At 73.3% G+C, this 19,333-nt stretch carries 14 protein-coding genes; 7 read left to right on the top strand and 7 right to left on the bottom strand.

Annotated elements, in window-relative coordinates:
* The first annotated feature begins 20 nt into the window (after positions 1-20).
* From cydD to ACFYOJ_RS25245, 3 genes are all read left to right on the top strand, one after another.
* Positions 21-3,530: a thiol reductant ABC exporter subunit CydD gene (cydD, locus tag ACFYOJ_RS25255; protein WP_356554156.1), complete on the top strand. Its 3,510-nt coding sequence runs from the start codon at positions 21-23 to the stop codon at positions 3,528-3,530.
* Positions 3,531-3,605: 75 nt separating this feature from the next.
* Complete coding sequence (locus ACFYOJ_RS25250) at positions 3,606-5,285, top strand: GAF domain-containing protein (protein WP_356554155.1); 1,680 nt, start codon at positions 3,606-3,608, stop codon at positions 5,283-5,285.
* A 123-nt stretch (positions 5,286-5,408) separates the two neighbouring features.
* Entirely contained in the window at positions 5,409-6,455 is a 1,047-nt protein-coding gene (locus ACFYOJ_RS25245; RefSeq protein ID WP_356554153.1) for a peptidoglycan DD-metalloendopeptidase family protein, read from the top strand.
* A 55-nt stretch (positions 6,456-6,510) separates the two neighbouring features.
* Here ACFYOJ_RS25245 and ACFYOJ_RS25240 read toward each other — a convergent pair whose 3' ends face one another.
* The 3 genes from ACFYOJ_RS25240 to ACFYOJ_RS25230 form a co-directional block, all read right to left on the bottom strand.
* The gene (locus tag ACFYOJ_RS25240) at positions 6,511-7,398 is read right to left on the bottom strand and encodes a Cof-type HAD-IIB family hydrolase (protein ID WP_356554151.1); all 888 of its coding nucleotides are present in this window, start codon (positions 7,396-7,398) and stop codon (positions 6,511-6,513) included.
* Positions 7,399-7,491: 93 nt separating this feature from the next.
* A complete protein-coding gene (locus ACFYOJ_RS25235; RefSeq protein WP_356554149.1) occupies positions 7,492-8,394 on the bottom strand; it encodes an LLM class flavin-dependent oxidoreductase in 903 nt (300 codons plus the stop codon).
* A 99-nt stretch (positions 8,395-8,493) separates the two neighbouring features.
* Positions 8,494-10,269, bottom strand: a complete 1,776-nt coding sequence (locus tag ACFYOJ_RS25230; RefSeq protein WP_356554148.1) for an SDR family oxidoreductase — start codon at positions 10,267-10,269, stop codon at positions 8,494-8,496.
* A gap of 202 nt (positions 10,270-10,471) precedes the next feature.
* Here ACFYOJ_RS25230 and ACFYOJ_RS25225 point away from each other — a divergent pair, with 202 nt between their 5' ends.
* The 4 genes from ACFYOJ_RS25225 to ACFYOJ_RS25210 are packed head-to-tail and all read left to right on the top strand — an operon-like array spanning position 10,472 to position 14,036.
* A complete protein-coding gene (locus ACFYOJ_RS25225) occupies positions 10,472-11,434 on the top strand; it encodes an ABC transporter ATP-binding protein (RefSeq protein ID WP_356554315.1) in 963 nt (320 codons plus the stop codon).
* On the top strand, positions 11,424-12,341 hold the full coding sequence (locus ACFYOJ_RS25220; protein WP_356554146.1) for an ABC transporter permease: 918 nt from the start codon (positions 11,424-11,426) through the stop codon (positions 12,339-12,341). The genes ACFYOJ_RS25225 and ACFYOJ_RS25220 overlap by 11 nt, the downstream gene beginning before the upstream one ends.
* A 52-nt stretch (positions 12,342-12,393) precedes the next feature.
* Positions 12,394-13,305, top strand: a complete 912-nt coding sequence (locus ACFYOJ_RS25215; RefSeq protein WP_356554145.1) for an ABC transporter ATP-binding protein — start codon at positions 12,394-12,396, stop codon at positions 13,303-13,305.
* Positions 13,306-13,316: 11 nt separating this feature from the next.
* On the top strand, positions 13,317-14,036 hold the full coding sequence (locus tag ACFYOJ_RS25210) for an ABC transporter permease (RefSeq protein ID WP_356554143.1): 720 nt from the start codon (positions 13,317-13,319) through the stop codon (positions 14,034-14,036).
* Positions 14,037-14,271: 235 nt separating this feature from the next.
* Here ACFYOJ_RS25210 and ACFYOJ_RS25205 read toward each other — a convergent pair whose 3' ends face one another.
* The 4 genes from ACFYOJ_RS25205 to efeB all read right to left on the bottom strand — a co-directional run bounded on the left by ACFYOJ_RS25205 (position 14,272) and on the right by efeB (position 19,328).
* Positions 14,272-15,114 (bottom strand): HAD family hydrolase, encoded by an 843-nt coding sequence (locus ACFYOJ_RS25205; RefSeq protein ID WP_356554141.1) that lies wholly within the window; start codon positions 15,112-15,114, stop codon positions 14,272-14,274.
* A complete protein-coding gene (serS, locus tag ACFYOJ_RS25200; protein WP_356554140.1) occupies positions 15,111-16,388 on the bottom strand; it encodes a serine--tRNA ligase in 1,278 nt (425 codons plus the stop codon). The genes ACFYOJ_RS25205 and serS overlap by 4 nt, the downstream gene beginning before the upstream one ends.
* Before the next feature lie 570 nt (positions 16,389-16,958).
* On the bottom strand, positions 16,959-17,891 hold the full coding sequence (pheA, locus tag ACFYOJ_RS25195) for a prephenate dehydratase (protein ID WP_356554138.1): 933 nt from the start codon (positions 17,889-17,891) through the stop codon (positions 16,959-16,961).
* Positions 17,892-18,014: 123 nt separating this feature from the next.
* On the bottom strand, positions 18,015-19,328 hold the full coding sequence (efeB, locus tag ACFYOJ_RS25190) for an iron uptake transporter deferrochelatase/peroxidase subunit (RefSeq protein ID WP_356554136.1): 1,314 nt from the start codon (positions 19,326-19,328) through the stop codon (positions 18,015-18,017).
* Positions 19,329-19,333: the final 5 nt, after the last annotated feature.

Below are 19,333 nucleotides of genomic sequence, written 5' to 3'. Positions count from 1 at the left end.
CCGGGCGGGGGCTGTTTCACGTGAAACCGATCGATCCACGTCTGCTGCGGTACGCCCGTGCCACCCGGCTGTTCCTCGTGGCGGTCGTCGTCCTGGGCGCCGTCGGAGCCGGGCTGGTCGTCGCCCAGGCGATGCTCGTCGCCGAGCTGGTGGTGGGCGCCTTCCAGCACGGCACGGACGCGGCCGGACTCCGCACGCCCCTGGTGCTGCTGGCGGCCGTCGCCTGCGGCCGCGGACTGGTCGGCTGGCTCACCGAGCTGGCCGCGCACCGGGCCGGCGCGGCCGTGAAGTCGGAGCTGCGGGGCCGGCTGCTGGAACGGGCGTCCGCGCTCGGCCCCGGCCGGCCGGGCGGACAGCGCACCGGGGCGCTCGTCGCCCTCGCCACCCGCGGGGTCGACGCCCTCGACGACTACTTCTCGCGCTACCTGCCGCAGTTGGGGCTCGCGGTCGTCGTACCGGTGGCGGTGCTGGCGCGCATCGTCACCGAGGACTGGGTCTCGGCGGCCATCATCGTCGCCACCCTGCCGCTCATCCCGGTCTTCATGATGCTGATCGGCTGGGCCACGCAGTCCCGCATGGACCGGCAGTGGCGGCTGCTGTCGCGGCTGTCCGGCCACTTCCTGGACGTGGTCGCCGGACTGCCCACGCTCAAGGTGTTCGGGCGGGCCAGGGCCCAGGCCGAGTCGATCAGGCGCATCACCGGCGAGTACCGGCAGGCGACCATGAGGACCCTGCGGATCGCCTTCCTGTCGTCCTTCGCCCTGGAACTGCTCGCCACCCTCTCGGTGGCCCTCGTCGCCGTGACCATCGGCATGCGGCTCGTCCACGGTGACATGGCGCTCTACGACGGCCTGGTCGTCCTCGTGCTCGCCCCCGAGGCCTACCTGCCGCTGCGGCAGGTGGGAACGCAGTACCACGCGGCCGCCGAGGGGCTCGCCGCCGCCGAGGAGATCTTCTCGGTGCTGGAGACACCCGCGCCGGAACGGGGGAGCCTGCCGGTCCCGGCCGACGGCGCCCTGTCCTTCGACGGCGTGAGCGTGCGCTATCCCGGGCGGTCCGCGGACGCGGTGTCGGACGTGAACCTCACCGTCGAACCGGGGGAGACGGTCGCGCTCGTCGGACCGAGCGGAGCGGGCAAGTCGACGCTTCTGCACGCCCTCCTGGGATTCGTGCGCCCCCGCGAGGGACGGATACGCATCGGCGGAGCCGACCTCACCGGCCTCGACCCGGCGCAGTGGCACGCCCGTGTCGCCTGGGTGCCGCAGCATCCGCACCTGTACGCGGGCACCATCGCCGAGAACGTCCGGCTGGCCCGTCCCGGGGCGGACGACACCGCCGTACGGCGCGCACTGCGCGACGCCGGGGCGCTGGAGTTCGTGGACGCGCTGCCCGCCGGGGCGGACACCGTGCTCGGCGAGGACGGTGCCGGACTGTCCGCCGGACAGCGGCAGCGGCTCGCGCTGGCCCGGGCGTTCCTCGCGGACCGGCCGGTGCTGCTGCTCGACGAGCCGACGGCCGCCCTGGACGGGGCGACCGAGGCCGAGATCGTGGCCGCCGTGCGCAGGCTGGCGGCGGGCCGGACCGTTCTGCTCGTGGTGCACCGGCCGGCCCTGCTGGAGATCGCCGACCGCGTGGTGCGGCTGACGCAACCGGCCGCCCCCGTGGCGGCGGGCGACGTCCCGGCACCGGCGGACGGCCGCCCGGCCCGGGAGACGCGGGGAACCGCCGCGCCGGATCCGGCCGGCGGCGCGGGCGGAACGGAACCGGTGCCGGGCCCGGCGGGCGGCGTCCTCGCCCGGGTGCGTGCGATGTCCGGTGCCCGGCGGGGTCGTCTCGCCCTCGCGCTGCTCCTCGGCAGCCTCGCCCTCGGCAGCGCCGTGGGCCTCATGGCCACCTCGGGCTGGCTGATCTCGCGGGCGTCGCAGCAGCCGCCGGTGCTGTATCTGATGGTGGCGGTGACGGCGACGCGCGCCTTCGGGATCGGGCGGGCCGTGTTCCGCTACGCCGAGCGGCTCGTCTCGCACGACGCCGTGCTGCGCATGCTGGCCGACACCCGGGTCGCCGTGTACCGGCGGCTGGAGCGGCTCGCACCGGCCGGTCTGCACCACCGCCGGCGGGGTGACCTGCTCTCCCGGCTCGTCTCCGACGTCGACGCGTTGCAGGACTACTGGCTGCGCTGGCTGCTGCCCGCCGGCACGGCGGTGGCCGTCTTTGCGGCGTCGGTCGGCTTCACCGCCTGGCTCCTGCCGGAGGCCGGGGCCGTACTCGCCGCCGGACTGCTGGCGGCCGGTGCCGGCGTGCCGCTGGTCACCGGGGCCGTGGCACGGCGGGCCGAGCGCCGGCTGGCCCCCGCCCGCGGTGCCCTGGCCACCCGGGTGACCGACCTGCTCACCGGGACCGCCGAACTGACCGTCGCCGGCGCCCTGCCCGCGCGCACCGCCGCGGCACGCCGGGCCGACGCCGTGCTCACCGCGATCGCCTCGCGCGCGGCCACGGCCACCGCCCTGGGAGACGGGCTGGTCGCGCTGATCTCCGGCCTCACCGTCACCGGTGCCGCGCTCACCGGGGTGCAGGCGGTCGCCGACGGCCGGCTCGCCGGAGTGGCCGTGGCCGTCGTCGTCCTCACTCCGCTGGCCGCCTTCGAGGCGGTGCTCGGGCTTCCCACGGCCGTGCAGTACCGGCAGCGCGTGCGCAGAAGCGCCGAGCGGGTGTACGAGGTGCTCGACGCGCCCGAGCCCGTGCGCGAGCCCGCACAGCCGCGGCCCGCGCCCGCGTCGCCGTTCCCGGTCGTCCTCGAAGGACTGACCGCGCGCCACCCCGGACAGGACCGGGACGCCCTCGCGGGGTTCGGTCTGACCCTGACGGAAGGCCGCCGCATCGCCGTGGTCGGCCCCTCCGGAGCCGGCAAGACGACGCTGGCGCAGGTGCTGCTGCGCTTCCTGGACCCGGACGGGGGTTCCTACACGGTGGCCGGCGTGGACGCCCGCACCCTGGCCGGAGACGATGTGCGGCGGCTCGTCGGACTGTGCGCGCAGGACGCGCACCTCTTCGACAGCTCGGTGCGCGAGAACCTGCTCCTGGCCAGGAAGGACGCCACCGAATCCGAGCTGCGCGACGCGCTGGCGCGGGCCCGGCTGCTCGAGTGGTGCGAGAGCCTGCCGGACGGCCTGGACACGCTGGTCGGGGAGCACGGGGCCCGGCTGTCCGGCGGCCAGCGGCAGCGGCTGGCCCTCGCCCGTGCGCTCCTCGCCGATTTCCCCGTCCTCGTGCTCGACGAGCCGGCCGAGCATCTCGACCTGCCGACCGCCGACGCGCTCACCGCCGACCTGCTGGCGGCCACCGAGGGCCGTACGACCCTGCTGATCACGCACCGGCTGGCCGGACTCGAGGCGGTGGACGAGATCGTCGTGCTGGACGGGGGCCGTGCCGTGCAGCGGGGCCCGTACGCGGAGCTGGCCGTCGCCGAGGGACCGCTGCGGACGATGATCGAACGCGAAGCGGCGACGGAACCGCTGGTGGGAGCGAGGTGACGACGGGGGCAGCGGCAGGGCGGCCAGGTACTGCTCCGGCTTTCCCGGACAAACACTGCTCATTAGGCTCATTCCATGTCCGCCTCCCCGCCTTCCGGCCCCCGTCCGTCCCGTGAGGGGGTGCCGGCCGAGCTTCTGGCACGGATGCCGAAGCTACTGGAGGCGATGCGGTCGGTCGGCAGCGGACTGGAACTGCGCTCCACGCTGAACCGGATCTGCGAGACCGCGGCCGGCCTCGCGGACGCGCGCTACGCGGCGATCGGTGTCGTCGCGGAGGACGGCGGCGGTCTCACCGAGTTCGTCCACCACGGAACCGGCGCGGCCACCGTCCACCGGACCGGGCGTCCTTGTGACGGCCGCCGGGACCTGCTGGAGGCCCTCGTCCGCGATCCGGAGCCGGCCGGGCTCAGGAACCCGGCCGACGACCCGCGCGCGTGCGGCCTCCCCGAGGACCAGCCGCCGGGCACCTTCCTGGGGGTGCCCGTCCGTGTGCAGGGCGCTGTCTTCGGCATCCTCGTCGTCACCGGCAAGCGGGACGGCGAGCGGTTCGACGACCACGACCTCGCCATGGTCCGCGTGCTGGCGGCCGAGGCGGGCATCGCCATCGGCAACGCGCGGCTCTACGAGTCGGCGCAGCAGCGGGAGCGCTGGATCGACGGGTCGGTCGCCGTCACCACCGCCCTGCTGTCCGGCGACGACACCGACGACGCCCTCCAGGTCGTCGCCGAACAGGCCCGACGGCTCTCCGGGGCAGCCGCGGGGATCGTGCTGCTGCCCGCCGAAGGAGGGGGCCTGGAGGTCGCCGCCGTCGCGTCCCCGCGGCCCACGGACGCCCTGGGCACGGTCGTTCCGCAGGACAACGGCGTGATAGCCGAACTGCTCGCCGGAAGGGCCGTGTTCGTCGACGACGCCGCCGCCGACCCGCGCCTCGAGGCCGGCCCGTTGCGTGCCTACGGACCGGTCATGCTGCTTCCGCTCTCCCGTGACGGGCGCGTGCTCGGGAGCCTGGTCATGCCCCGCGCGCGGGGCGGACGCGCCTTCACCCGGACGGAGCGCGCGCTCGGCGGACAGTTCGCCTCCCAGGCCGCGCTGGCCCTGATGGTGGCCGACGCGCAGCGGGACCGGGAACGGCTCGCCGTGTACGAGGACCGCGACCGCATCGCCCGGGACCTGCACGACCTCGTCATCCAGCGGCTGTTCGCCACGGGCACGATGCTGGAGGACGCCCGGCACGGCGCGCTCACGCCCGAGGTGCGCGAGGGGGTGGAGCGAGCCGCCGACGAACTCGGCGTGACCGTCCAGGAGATCCGCTCCGCGGTCTTCGCGCTCCGGCAGCCCGCCGATGTCCCAAAGGGGCTGCGTGCCCGGGTGCTGCGCGAGATCTCCATGGCGGCCGTGCCGCTGGGCTTCACGCCCTCGCACCGGTTCGTCGGCCCTGTCGACGACGCGGTCGGCGATCTGACCGGCAAGAACCTCGTCGCCGCTCTGCGCGAGGCCCTGTCGAACGCCTTCCGGCACGCCCGGGCCAGCCGGATCGACGTGGTCGTCGACGCGCAGGCGACCCTGCCCGACGGCCGGCCGGGCGTGCGGCTGACCGTGGCGGACGACGGCGTCGGCCTCCCCGAGGGCGGCCGGCGCAGCGGCCTGCGCAATCTCGAACGGCGTGCCGAGGCGCTCGGCGGCGCCAGCCGGACCGGACCGGGAACCGGCGTGGACGGCGGCGGGACGACGGTGCTGTGGGAAGCACCCCGCTGAGACGCCGTCACCGGCTCGGTGCCCCGGGTGCAGCAGCCGCGCTGGGCCGTGTGCAGCAACCGGTCCCCCGCCCGTACGACACGGACAGGACCGTGCCCCCGGGCGCGGGCCACGATCACTGGCATGCGCTCACCCCGCCGCCGCTCGCTGTCCGTCCCCGTGCTGCTGTGCGCGCTCGCCGTGCTCGCCGCCCGCCCCACCGGCGCCACGGACGAGGACGGCGGCTCCGGCGCCGCCTCCTCGCAGGTGGCACGGCTCTACGAGGAGGCGGCCAGGGCGACCGAGCAGTACGAGGAGGGCCGGCGCCTGGCCGAGGCGCAGCGGTCGGAGGCCGAGCGCCACGAGCGGCTGCTCGGCCTGCGGCGGCAGGAGACCGCCGCCCTCCGCGAGGACCTGGGCCGCATCGCCCGGGCCCAGTACCGTGACGGCGGCGGCCTGCCGCTCGCCGCGCGGCTGATCCTCGCGGACGACCCGGACGAGCTGATGCGGAGCCGGCACGCCCTCGGCCGCGCCGACACGGCGGTGAACACCGCCGTCGGCAGGAGTCTGCGGGCCGAGGCCCGGCTCGCCGCCGAACGGGTCCGGGCCGATGCGGCCCGGCAGGCACTGGAGAAACGCAACGATGAGCTCGCGGCCCTGAAGAAGAGGATCGAGAAGAAGCTGGCCGAGGCCCGCTCACGGCTTCAGGGGCAGGCCGACGCCTCGGTGGCGGCCGGCTCCTGCCCCGGCGCGGTCCGCCTGGAGCAGCCGGAGCCGAAGCCCTCGCGGGCATGGGTCACGCCGGTGGAGTCCTACGAGCTCTCGGCGTCCTTCGGCAGCGGCGGGGCACGGTGGACCAACCGTCACACCGGGCAGGACTTCGCGGTACCGGTCGGGACACCGGTGCGCGCGGTCGGTGCGGGCCGGGTGGAGAAGGTGTCGTGCGGGGGCGCCTTCGGTGTCCAGGTCGTCCTCCGGCACCCGGGCGGTTACTACACGCAGTACGCCCACCTCGCCGCCGTCGCCGTCGACCAGGGGGACCGGGTCGGCCCGGGGCAGTGGATCGGGCAGTCGGGCAGCACCGGCAATTCGACCGGACCGCACCTGCACTTCGAGGTGCGGGTCACTCCGGAGACGGGGTCGGCCCTGGACCCGGTGCCGTGGCTGGAACGGCGCGGGGCGCCGCTCTGACCGGAGCGGGAAGCGGACCGGGCCCCGGAAGCGGACCGGGCTCCGGAAGCAGCGGCTACGGGGTCTCCGCCAGGATGCGCTCGATCACGACCGCCACCCCGTCGTCGTTGTTGGCGACCGTCCGCCCCGACGCGGCGGCGATCACGTCCGCGTGCGCGTTGCCCATGGCGTACGACCGGCCCGCCCAGGTGAGCATCTCGATGTCGTTCGGCATGTCGCCGAAGGCGACGACCTCCTCGTGCGAGATGCCGCGCTCGGCGCAGCACAGCGCGAGGGTGCTGGCCTTGGACACCTCCGGGCCGCTGATCTCCAGAAGGGCGCTGGGACTGGACCGGGTGACGTTGGCGCGGTCGCCGATGGCGATGCGGGCCAGCGCGAGGAAGGCGTCGGGATCGAGGTCGGGGTGGAAGGCGAGGACCTTGAGGACCGGCTCGTCGGCGGCGCGGGCGTCCGGGGCCAGCAGCTCCTCGGCGGACGCGAGGGTGTCGGGGACCTCCATGTGCATCTTCGGGTACGCCGGTTCCTGCCGGAAGCCGTAGGTCTGCTCGACCGCGTACACCGTGCCGGGAGCCGCGTCACGCAGCAGGCGTACGGCGTCCAGCGCGTTCTCGCGGGCCAGCTCGCGGACCTTGACGAAGCGGTGGGCGCCCGGGCCGCCGTGCAGGTCGACCACGGCGGCGCCGTTGCCGCAGATGGCGAGCCCGTGTCCGTGGACGTGCTCGCTGACCACGTCCATCCAGCGCGCGGGGCGGCCGGTGACGAAGAAGACCTCGATCCCCGCCTGCTCGGCGGCGGCCAGGGCGGCGATCGTGCGCGGGGAGACCGACTTGTCGTCACGCAGCAGCGTGCCGTCGAGGTCGGTGGCGATCAGTCGCGGGCGTACGGCGGCGGCCGGGGGCTGGGGCTGTCGGGTCGCTGAGGTCACCCGGCCATTGTCACGCATATGCCCGCACGCCCGTGCGGGAGTCCGCACATCTGTGAGACACGGCTCTCCCGGGGCCCACCGACCGCCCTGCCGCAGCCCCCGGCACGCCGGTCACCGCAGCTGCGACGGGGCCTCCATGGCGATCTCCTCGAAGACCTTCTCGTCCGCCGTGAAGTCCGAGCCGGGGATCGGCCAGTGCACGACGATCTCGGTGAAACCCAGCTCCCGGTGCCGGCCCGCGAAGTCCACGAACGCGTCCACGGACTCCAGCGGCCGGCCGCGGTCCGGGGTGAAGCCGGTGAGCAGCACCTTGTCCAGCTCCCCCGCGTCACGGCCGATCGCGGCGCAGGCGTCGGCCAGTTTCTCGGCCTGCCCGCGCAGCGCCCGGAGGGACTGCTCCGGGGTGCCGTCCTCGAAGAGCTTCGGGTCACCGGTGGTCACCCACGCCTGCCCGTACCGCGCGGCCAGCCGCATCCCGCGCGGACCGGTGGCGGCCACCGCGAACGGCAGCCGGGGCCGCTGCACGCAGCCGGGGACGTTGCGGGCCTCGTGCGCCGCGTAGAAGTCACCCTGGTACGACACCGCCTCCTCCGTGAGCAGCCGGTCGAGCAGCTGGAGGAACTCGGCGAACCGGTCGGCCCGCTCGCGCGGCGTCCACGGCTCCTGGCCGAGCGCGGTGGCGTCGAAGCCGGTGCCCCCCGCTCCTATGCCGAGGGTGATCCGGCCGCCGGAGATGTCGTCGAGGGAGATCAGTTCCTTGGCGAGGGTCACCGGATGCCGGAAGTTCGGCGAGGTCACCAGGGTGCCCAGGCGCATCCGGTCGGTCGCCGCCGCGGCGGCGGTGAGCGTCGGCACGGCACCGAACCACGGACCGTCCCGGAAGCTGCGCCAGGAAAGATGGTCGTAGGTGTAGGCGGCGTGGAAGCCGAGCTGCTCCGCGCGGGTCCAGGCCGAACGACCGCCGTCGTGCCAGCGGAGGTACGGGAGGATCACGGTGCTCAGTCGCAGACTCATGCCGGCGAGCCTATGCGGCCGCTCCGGTTCCCCGTGAAACACCGCCGCGGGTTTCACGTGAAACATCCGCCGCCACCGGCGTGCCGGTGCCTCTGCCGGTCACTCGCGCTTCGGGGACCGGAGCGGCGGTGACACCCGGGCGAGCCGGCGCGACGCCCGCGGGAGGAAACGGGACATGAGGTGGGCGCCGCGTGCCTCGGGGGTGACGGGCACGACGGCGCGGTCGTGCACCACCGCCTCCAGGATCGCGCCGGCGACCTTCTCCGCCGGGTAGTTGCGCATCCCGTACAGCAGGGCGGCGCGCCGCCGCATCCGCTTCTCCTCGTCCGCGCCGACCCCCACGAACCGCGCCGTCGAGGTGATGCCGGTGTCGACGGGACCGGGGCAGACCGCCGTGACGCCGATCCCCTGGCCGGCCAGTTCCGCGCGCAGGCACTCGCTGAGCATCAGCACGGCCGCTTTGGAGGAACTGTAGGCGGGCAGCGCCCGGGAGGGCTGGAAGGCCGCCGCCGACGCGACGTTGACGATGTGGCCCCCCTGCCCGCGCTCGGTCATCCGCCGGCCGAAGAGGCGGCAGCCGTGGATCACCCCCCAGAGATTGACGTCGAGGACCTTCTTCCAGTCGTCCGGGGTGGTGTCGAAGAAGGAGCCCGACAGCGCGATCCCCGCGTTGTTCACGAGGACGTCCACCACGCCGTACTCCGCGGTGACCTTGTCCGCGAGCTCCTCCATGGCCCGCCCGTCGGAGACGTCCACGGTCTCGGCCCAGGCCTCGGGGGCACCGGCCAGCCGGGACAGCTCCGCGGTGCGGGCCGCCGCTCCCGCGTCCCGGTCGGCGGCCACCACCCGCGCACCGGCCTCGGCGAAGGCCAGCGCCGTCGCCCGGCCGATACCGCCGCCGGCGCCGGTGACCAGGACCAGTTGTCCCCCGAAGCGGTCGGCGTGCCTGCCGGTCGCCGCCACCTCGGTGCCGCCGCTCTCGACGGTGGTGACGAACTCCGTGATCCAGTCCGCCAGCCGGTCGGGCCGGGTGCGCGGCACCCAGTGCCTGGCGGGCAGCGTGCGGCGGGTCAGCCGCGGCACCCACCGCTCCAGCCCGTCGTAGAGGTGCTCCGACAGGAACGCGTCGCCGAGCGGCGTGATGAGCTGGACGGGAGCGTGCGCGTGGGCGTCGTCGCGCGGGTGGCGCAGCCGGGACCGGACGTTGTCCCGGTACAGCCAGGCCCCGTGCGCGGCGTCCCTCGGCAGGGACGGGGTCGGATAGCCGTCGTCCGGCACCTTCTCGGCCCGGCGCAGGATCCCGGGCCAGAGCCTGCCGAGCGGACCGCGCCAGGCCAGTTCCGGCAGTACCGGGGTGTGCAGCAGGTACACGTACCAGGACTTGGCGCCCTGGCCGAGGAGCTGGCCCACCCGGCGCGGGGTGGGCTTCTTGACGCGTTCGCCGATCCAGTGACCGAAGTGGTCGAGGGACGGACCGGACAGCGAGGTGAAGGAGGCGATCCGGCCCTCGGTGCGCCCGACCGTGACGAACTCCCAGGACTGCACCGACCCCCAGTCGTGACCGACCAGGTGCACGGGACGCCCGGGGCTGACCGCGTCCACCACGGCCAGGAAGTCGTCCGTCAGCTTCGCCAGGGTGAACCCGCCGCGCAGCGGGCTCGGCGCACTGGACCGGCCGTGGCCGCGGACGTCGTAGAGCACCACGTGGAACCGGTCGGCGAGGCGGGCCGCCACCTTCGACCAGACCTCCTTGCTGTCCGGATAGCCGTGCACCAGGACGACCACCGGCCGCCCCGTCTCGCCCAGTTCGGCCACGCACAGCTCGACCCCGTCCGTGCGCACCCGGCGTTCCCGAGCACCGTCCAGCACCGTCATCCGCTCCTCCGCCGCCCGCCCGGACCGTGACGCCGCCGAATCTCCCAGTTGTTAGACCCGCCGTCAACACCGGGGCGCGGCGCTCCCGAAGCCCTCGGGTACGGCGCCCCCTACGGGCCCCTACTACTCGAGTCTGACGCCAAGACGGCTCTCCGGTCTGACGACCGCGGTGGCGGGCGTCACTACTGTCGTGCGGGTGACTGTGATCGCGACCGAAAGCCTGAGCAAGCGGTACCCCCGGGTGACCGCGCTCGACCGGCTCTCCGTGGACATCGGACCCGGTGTGACCGGACTCGTCGGCGCCAACGGCGCCGGCAAGTCGACTCTGATCAAGATCCTGCTGGGTCTGTCCCCCGCCACCGAGGGCCGGGCCGAGGTGCTCGGGCTCGACGTCGCCACCAAGGGCGCCGACATCCGCGAGCGGGTCGGCTACATGCCGGAGCACGACTGCCTGCCACCCGACGTCTCGGCCACCGAGTTCGTCGTCCACATGGCACGCATGTCCGGCCTGCCGCCCACCGCCGCCCGCGAACGCACCGCCGACACCCTGCGCCACGTCGGTCTGCACGAGGAGCGCTACCGCCCCATCGGCGGCTACTCGACCGGCATGAAGCAGCGGGTGAAACTCGCGCAGGCCCTCGTCCACGACCCGCAACTGGTCTTCCTCGACGAGCCGACCAACGGCCTCGACCCGGTGGGCCGTGACGAGATGCTCGGCCTCATCCGCCGCGTCCACACCGACTTCGGCATCTCCGTCCTGGTCACCTCCCACCTGCTCGGCGAGCTGGAACGCACCTGCGACCACGTGGTCGTCGTCGACGGCGGAAAGCTGCTGCGCTCCAGCTCCACCACCGACTTCACCCAGAACACGACGACCCTCGCCATCGAGGTCACCGACACCGACGAGCACCCCGACGGCACCCGCGCGGTGCGCGACGCGCTCCACGCGCGCGGAGTGACCGTCCAGGACGGCAGCGGCCTGCCCGGCGCCGGCCACGTCCTGCTGCTCAGCGCATCGGGCGACGAGACGTACGACCTGGTCCGGGACGTCATCGCGGACCTCGGCCTCGGCCTGGTGCGCATGGAGCAGCGACGGCACCACATCGCGGAGGTCTTCAAGGACAGCGACGCAGCGCAGAAGGAGGCGGTCGGCCATGGCGACTGAACAGCCCCTGCCGGCACCGGCCACGACGCCGGGCGACCGGGCCCGCATCCACGACATCGGCTACCGCGGCTACGACGGCCCCCGCCTCGGCCGCGCCTACGCCCGCCGCTCCCTCTACTCGCAGTCCCTGCGCGGTTCCTACGGCCTCGGCCGCTCGGTCAGGTCCAAGGTCCTGCCCATGCTGCTCCTCGTGGTGATGTGCCTGCCCGCGGGCATCATGGTCGCCGTCGCGGTGGCCACCAAGGCGGACGAACTGCCCCTGGACTACACGCGCTACGCGATCGTCATGCAAGCCGTCATCAGTCTCTACGTCGCCTCGCAGGCACCCCAGTCCGTCTCGCGCGACCTGCGCTTCAAGACCGTGCCGCTCTACTTCTCACGGCCCATCGAGACGTCCGACTACGTCCGCGCCAAGTACGCGGCACTGGCCTCGGCGCTGTTCCTCCTCACCGCCGCGCCCCTGCTCGTGCTCTACACGGGCGCGCTGCTCGCCAAGCTCGACTTCGCCGACCAGACAGAAGGATTCGCACAGGGACTCGTCTCCGTGGCACTGCTCTCACTGCTCTTCGCCGGCATCGGCCTCGTCATCGCCTCGGTCACCCCCCGCCGCGGCTTCGGCATCGCGGCCGTCATCGCGGTCCTGACCATCAGCTACGGCGCGGTCTCCACGCTCCAGGCCATCGCGGACGTCCAGGACAGCTCCGGATCCATCGCCTGGATCGGCCTGTTCTCCCCGATCACCCTCATCGACGGGGTGCAGTCCGCCTTCCTGGGCGCCACGTCCGCCTTCCCCGGCGGGACCGGCCCGAGCAACGCGGAGGGCGTCGTGTACGTCCTCGTCACCCTGGGCCTGATCACCGGCGCCTACGGCCTGCTCCTGCGCCGCTACAAGAAGGTGGGACTGTGACCACGCCGGACCTGTCGCCCGCCACCACCCTCCCGAGGAACGGGCTGCGCCCATGAGCACTCTCTCCCTCGACCACGTCTCCCGCTGGTTCGGCAACGTGGTCGCCGTCAACGACATCACCATGACGATCGGCCCCGGCGTCACCGGCCTCCTCGGCCCCAACGGCGCCGGCAAGTCCACCCTCATCAACATGATGGGCGGCTTCCTCGCCCCCTCCACCGGCTCGGTCACCCTCGACGGACAGCCGGTCTGGCGCAACGAGGCCGTCTACAGGCACATCGGCATCGTCCCCGAACGCGAGGCGATGTACGACTTCCTCACCGGCCGCGAGTTCGTCCTCGCCAACGCCGAACTGCACGGCCTCGGCACCAGAGCGGCCCAGCAGGCCCTCGCCACCGTCGAGATGGAGTACGCGCAGGACCGCAGGATCGCCACCTACTCCAAGGGCATGCGGCAGCGCGTGAAGATGGCGAGCGCCCTCGTCCACAACCCCTCCCTCCTCCTGCTCGACGAGCCGTTCAACGGCATGGACCCGCGCCAGCGCATGCAGCTGATGGACCTGCTGCGCCGCATGGGCGACGAGGGCCGCACGGTGCTGTTCTCCTCCCACATCCTCGAAGAGGTCGAACAGCTCGCCCGGCACATCGAGGTCGTCGTCGCCGGACGCCACGCGGCCAGCGGAGACTTCCGCAGGATCCGCCGCCTGATGACCGACCGGCCGCACCGCTACCTGGTGCGCTCCAGCGACGACCGGGCGCTCGCGGCCGCGCTGATCGCCGACCCGTCGACGTCCGGCATCGAGGTCGACCTCGCCGAGGGGGCGCTGCGCATCCAGGCGGTCGACTTCGGCCGGTTCACGGCGCTGTTGCCCAGGGTCGCCCGCGACCACGGCATCCGGCTGCTCACGGTCTCGCCGTCCGACGAGTCCCTCGAGTCCGTCTTCTCGTATCTCGTCGCGGCGTAGGAGGCCGAAGAATGTACGACCCCACAGTCGCCCGGCTCACCTACCGGGCCCTGCTCGGCCGCCGCCGGGCCCTCATCCTCGGCGCGCTCCCCCTGCTGCTGCTCGTCATCGCCGGGGCGGTGCGGTTCCTCACCGGTGCCGACGACCAGACGGCGGCCGACGTGCTCGGCGGTTTCGCGCTCGCCACCATGGTGCCGATCATCGGAGTCATCGCCGGCACCGGGGCCATCGGCCCCGAGATCGACGACGGCTCGGTCGTGTACCTGCTCTCCAAGCCCGTCAAGCGCCCGGCGATCATCTTCACCAAGCTGATCGTCGCCATCGCCGTGACCATGGTCTTCTCGGCCGTGCCCACGCTGCTCGCCGGACTGATCCTCAACGGCAACGGCCAGCAGGTCGCCGTCGCCTACACGATCGCCGCGCTGGTCGCCTCCATCGCCTACGCCGCGCTCTTCCTGCTGCTGGGCACGGTCTCCCGGCACGCGGTGGTCCTCGGACTGGTCTACGCCCTCGTCTGGGAGGCCCTGTTCGGCTCCCTGGTGCCCGGCGCCCGCACCCTGAGCGTCCAGCAGTGGTCGCTGGCCGTGGCCCAGAAGGTCGCCGACGGCAACCTGGTGACCTCCGACGTGGGCCTGCCGACCGCGACGGTGCTGCTGGTCGCGGCCACGGTGCTCGCGACCTGGTTCGCGGGCCGGAAACTGCGGACACTCACGCTCGCCGGGGAGGAGTGAGCCGCAAGAGGGCCGTCGGCGGGGTGCCGTACGTCCGCTTTTAATCGGTGGCGTCCGGCTTGCCGTACCGGCACTGTGGGGGATGCACGAGGCCGGGCGGCGCCGGCGGATCGGCGGCCGCTTCGAGCACGCGGGATCCCTCGCGTGGGCCGACCGACGGGGACGCCGGCGCCGCCCGGACCGTGACACGCGACCGCCGCCCCCGGCACACGTACCCGGGGGCGGCGTCCGTGTGTCAGACCGCCAGCCGCTCCAGCACCACGGCGATGCCGTCCTCGTCGTTCGAGGACGTCACCTCGTCGGCCACGGCCTTCAGCTCCTCGTGGGCGTTGGCCATCGCCACGCCCCGGGCGGCCCAGCCGAACATCGGGATGTCGTTGGGCATGTCGCCGAAGGCGATCGTGTCCGCGGCCTTCAGCCCGAGACGGCGGGCCGCCAGCGACAGCCCCGTGGCCTTCGACAGGCCGAGGGGGAGCAGCTCGACGATGCCCGCGCCGGCCATGGTGACCGTGACGAAGCCGCCCGCGGTCTGCCGGGCCACCTCGGCCAGCTCGTCGTCCGAGAGGGTCGGATGCTGAATGTAGATCTTGTTCAGCGGCGCCGACCACAGGTCGGAGGCGTCGGTGAACGGGAGCGCCGGGAGGTCGCCCCCGACCTCGTAGCCCGGACCGACCAGGACGTCGCCGTCCAGGCCGTCCCGGCTCGCCGCCAGGTACAGCGGGCCGGTCTCCGCCTCGATCTTCGCCAGCGCCACCCCGGCCAGCTGCCGGTCCAGCGTGACCGAGGTCAGCAGCCGGTGCTCGCCGGCGTGGTAGACCTGCGCGCCCTGCCCACAGACCGCCAGCCCCTCGTAGCCGAGTTCGTCCAGGATGTGCCGGGTCCACGGCACCGCGCGCCCGGTGACCACGATGTGGGTCGCGCCCGCCGCGGTGGCCGCGGTGAGCGCCTCACGGGTGCGCGACGAGACCGTGTCGTCGCTGCGCAGCAGCGTGCCGTCCAGGTCGGTCGCGATCAGCCGGTACGGGAAGCCCCCGGCGGACGCGGCGCCGGACCCCTCGGCGGAACCGGCGGCACTCACTTCGCCACCGGCTCCAGGACCTCCCGGCCGCCGAGGTAGGGGCGCAGCACCTCGGGCACGCGCACCGACCCGTCGGCCTGCTGGTGGTTCTCCAGGAGCGCCACGATGGTGCGCGGTACGGCGCACAGCGTGCCGTTGAGCGTCGCCAGCGGGCGCACCTTCTTGTCCTCGCGCACGCGGATCGACAGGCGGCGGGACTGGAACTCGGTGCAGTCCGACGTCGAGGTCAGCTCGCGGTACTTGCCCTGCGTCGGGATCCACGCCTCGCAGTCGAACTTGCGCGAGGCGGAGGCGCCGAGGTCGGCGGAGGCGACGTCGATGACGCGGAACGGCAGCTCCAGCGACGTCAGCCACTGCTTCTCCCACTCCAGCAGGCGCTGGTGCTCGGCCTGCGAGTCCTCGGGGAGGACGTAGGAGAACATCTCGACCTTGTCGAACTGGTGCACGCGGAAGATGCCCCGGGTGTCCTTGCCGTGCGAGCCGGCCTCGCGGCGGAAGCAGGGCGAGAAACCGGCGTAGCGCAGCGGCAGCCGGTCGGCGTCGATGATCTCGTCCATGTGGTACGCGGCGAGCGGCACCTCGGACGTGCCGACGAGGTACAGGTCGTCCTTGTCGAGGTGGTAGACGTCCTGGGCGGCCTGGCCGAGGAAGCCGGTGCCGGCCATGGACTGCGGGCGCACCAGCGCCGGGGTCAGCATCGGCGTGAAGCCGGCCGCCGTGGCCTGGGCGATCGCCGCGTTGACGAGGGCGAGCTCCAGCAGCGCGCCGACGCCGGTCAGGAAGTAGAAGCGCGAGCCGGAGACCTTGGCGCCGCGCTCGACGTCGATGGCGCCGAGCAGCTGGCCCAGTTCGAGGTGGTCGCGGGGCTCGAAGCCCTCGGCGGCGAAGTCGCGGTGCGTGCCGTGCGTCTCCAGCGTGACGAAGTCCTCCTCGCCGCCGACGGGGACGTCGGGGTGGACGAGGTTGCCGAGCCGCTGGAGCAGCTCCTGGGTCTCGGCGTCGGCGGCGTCACGCTCGGCGTCGGCGGCCTTGACGTCGGCGGCGAGCCGGCTCGCGCGCTTCAGCAGCTCGGCCTTCTCGTCCCCGGTGGCCTTGCCGATGAGCTTGCCGAGGCCCTTCTGCTCGGCGCGCAGCTCGTCGAAGCGGACGCCGGACGACCTGCGCCGCTCGTCGGCGGACAGGAGGGAGTCGACGAGCGCGACGTCCTCTCCACGGGCGCGCTGCGACGCGCGCACACGGTCGGGGTCCTCACGGAGCAGGCGAAGGTCAATCACGTGGTCAAGGCTACCGGTGCGCGGTGACGGCTCACGACTCACTATTCGCCTGCCGCGTCCCGCGGGCCCGCTATGGGAGGAATAGCACCTTCTGTTCCGGCTCGTCTCCGGCCTGCCTCCGGCTCGTCCCCGTTTCTCGGGGAAAAGCCGGGCCCGTCCTGGAGCGGTTCGGGATCCGGTGCCGGATGGCCGGACTTCCTTGTGGATGACGGCACTTGGGCGGCCGGTTGTCCACAGGGGCTCATGGTTCGGGAAAGTTATCCACAGGCTGTGCGAAAGTTCTGTGGACTCAGGAACGGGCATGCCAAATGGGGCGCCAAGGGGTATGTAGGACGAAGAATTCCCGCCCTAAACCCCCGCGCCGCCCACTTTCGAGTGGAAACGGGTCACTCCGGAGGATGGGGGGTGAGAAGCGAGTGGACGGAGGGTGACCTGGGGGCCTGTGGGCGAAGAAGGCGACTGTAGGCGGATTTGTCGATCGAATACGCTTCGATGTCGACTTGTCCCCAGGTCGAGAAGCTGACCTGTGGATAACTTCTGTGGATAACTGACGTCAGCAGATATGGCTGGTCAGAACCGGCCGTCCTGGCATCGCGCGACCCAGTCGGCCGCAGCGGTGAAGGCCTCGTCGGAGGTGCCCCGCAGGGGCGCGTCCACGTCCGAGGGATCGACCCCCGCGCGCGGGTACGACCCCAGGAAGCGCACCTGGGGACAGATCCGCTTCAGACCCATCAGGGCCTCGGCCACCCGCCGGTCGGAGATGTGGCCCTCGGCGTCGATGCAGAAGCAGTAGTTGCCGATGCCGGCTCCGGTGGGCCGGGACTGGAGCAGCATCAGGTTGATGCCCCGGGTGGCGAACTCGCCGAGCAGATCGCGCAGCGCGCCGGGGTGGTCGTCCCGCTGCCACAGCACGACGGACGTCTTGTCCGCGCCGGTCGGCGCCGCGGGCCGGGCGGGGCGGCCCACGAGCACGAATCGCGTCTGGGCGTTCTCGGCGTCGTGGATCCCGGCCTCCAGCACCTCCAGCCCGTACCGTTCGGCGGCGAACTCGCCGGCGAAGGCGGCGTCGTAGCGGCCCTCCTGCACGAGGCGGGCGCCGTCCGCGTTGGAGGCGGACGACTCCCAGACGGCGTCGGGCAGGTGTGTCCTGAGCCAGTTGCGTACCTGGGGCTGGGCGACGGGGTGGGCGGTGACCGTCTTGATGTCCGACAGCGCGGTGCCGGGGCGGACCAGCAGCGCGAAGGTGATCGACAGCAGCACCTCGCGGTAGATCATCAGCGGCTGGCCGGCGACCAGTTCGTCCAGGGTGGTGGTGACACCGCCCTCGACCGAGTTCTCGATCGGCACGAAGGCGGCCTCGGCCTCGCCGACGCGCACCGCGTCGAGCGCGGACTGGACGGACACGTAGGGGACGAGTTCCCTGGTGGCCGCCTCCGGCAGGGTGCGCAGGGCGACTTCGGTGAACGTGCCTTCGGGGCCGAGATACGCGTAACTGGCGGGCATGGGATCACCCTAATGGGCCCCGTCCGGCCCGGCGCACGCCTTCGCGGACCACCACTCCACGGGGTGGGCGCGCCACGGAGTACCGCGCCACGGGGCGACGCGGGCGGTGGCGGGAGGCCGGGGTCATCCCTCCAGCAGCCGCTGTCCCACGTACTCCCCCTTCGCCGCGCCGCCCGGCACGGCGAACAGGCCGCTGGCCTCGTGCCGGATGAACGGCGACAGCGCGTCCCCGCGGTCCAGTTTCCGCTGCACCGGCACGAAGCCGCGCAGGGGGTCGGCCTGCCAGCAGACGAACAGGAGCCCCGCGTCGGGGACGCCGTCGGCGTCGAAGCCGTCGTGGTAGGAGAACGGGCGGCGCAGCAGGGTGGCGCCGCCGTTCTGGTCGGGGCGGGTGATGCGGGCGTGCGCGTTGAGCGGGACGACGAGTTTCCCGGCGCGGTCCGTCTTCTCCAGGTCCATCTCGGTGGTCTCGGTGCCCCCGGTCAGGGGGGCGCCGTCGGACTTGCGGCGTCCGATGACGGCCTCCTGGGCCTTGACGGAGAGTTTCTCCCAGTCGTCCAGGAGCATGCGGATGCGGCGTACGACGACGTAGGAGCCGTTCGCCATCCAGGCGGGCTCGCCCTGCTCGGGGACGAAGACGTGCCGGTCGAAGCCGGGGTCGGCAGGCTTGGGGTTGCGGGTGCCGTCGACCTGGCCCATGAGGTTGCGGGTGGTCATGGGGTGGGCGGTGGCGCCCGGTGAACGGTTGAAGCCGTTCATCTGCCAGCGGATGCGGGCGGCCGCGCCGGCGTCCCGCTGGATCGCGCGCAGGGCGTGGAAGGCGACCAGGGCGTCGTCGGCGCCGATCTGCACCCACAGGTCGCCGTTGCTGCGGTTCTTGTCGAGGTGGTCGGAGGAGAAGTCGGGCAGGGGGTCGAGGGCGGCCGGGCGCTGTTTCTCCAGCCCGGTCCGGCCGAAGAAGCTGTGTCCGAGGCCGAAGGTGACGGTGAGGGAGGAGGGTCCCGCGTCCCGGGCCACGTCCGTGTCACCGGTTCCGGCCGGTTCGCCCGCCATCAGGCGGCGTGCGGTGTCGGACCAGCGGCGCAGCAGCGCGGCGGCCTCCTTGCGTCCGGCGCCGGGCTTGAGGTCGAAGGCGACGAGGTGGCCGCGGGCCTGCATCGGGGTGGTGATGCCGGGCTGGTGTTTCCCGTGGAACATCACCTGCCCGCTGCCCAGCGAGGTGAGTGGTGCGGCCGTGGAGGAGGGTGCGGCGGTGTATCCCGCGGCGGCGCCGGCCGCGCCGAGCACGAGCCCGGTGGCGCCGGCGGTGCCGAGGAGCCGGCGCCGTGAGACGCCTTCGCGCGGGGCGGCGTCGCCGGTGTCGTGCGGGCCGGTTCCGGCGGGTGCCCCGGGCGTCGTTCCGTGGGTGCGGGCCTCCGGGATGGACTGGTCAGCCATGGTGC

Origin of the sequence: Streptomyces sp. NPDC006384 (genome assembly GCF_042870695.1) — a bacterium.
Lineage (GTDB): Bacteria > Actinomycetota > Actinomycetes > Streptomycetales > Streptomycetaceae > Streptomyces.
The sequence above is the reverse complement of the archived record's forward strand: the minus strand, read 5'-3'. Positions and strand labels throughout refer to the sequence as shown.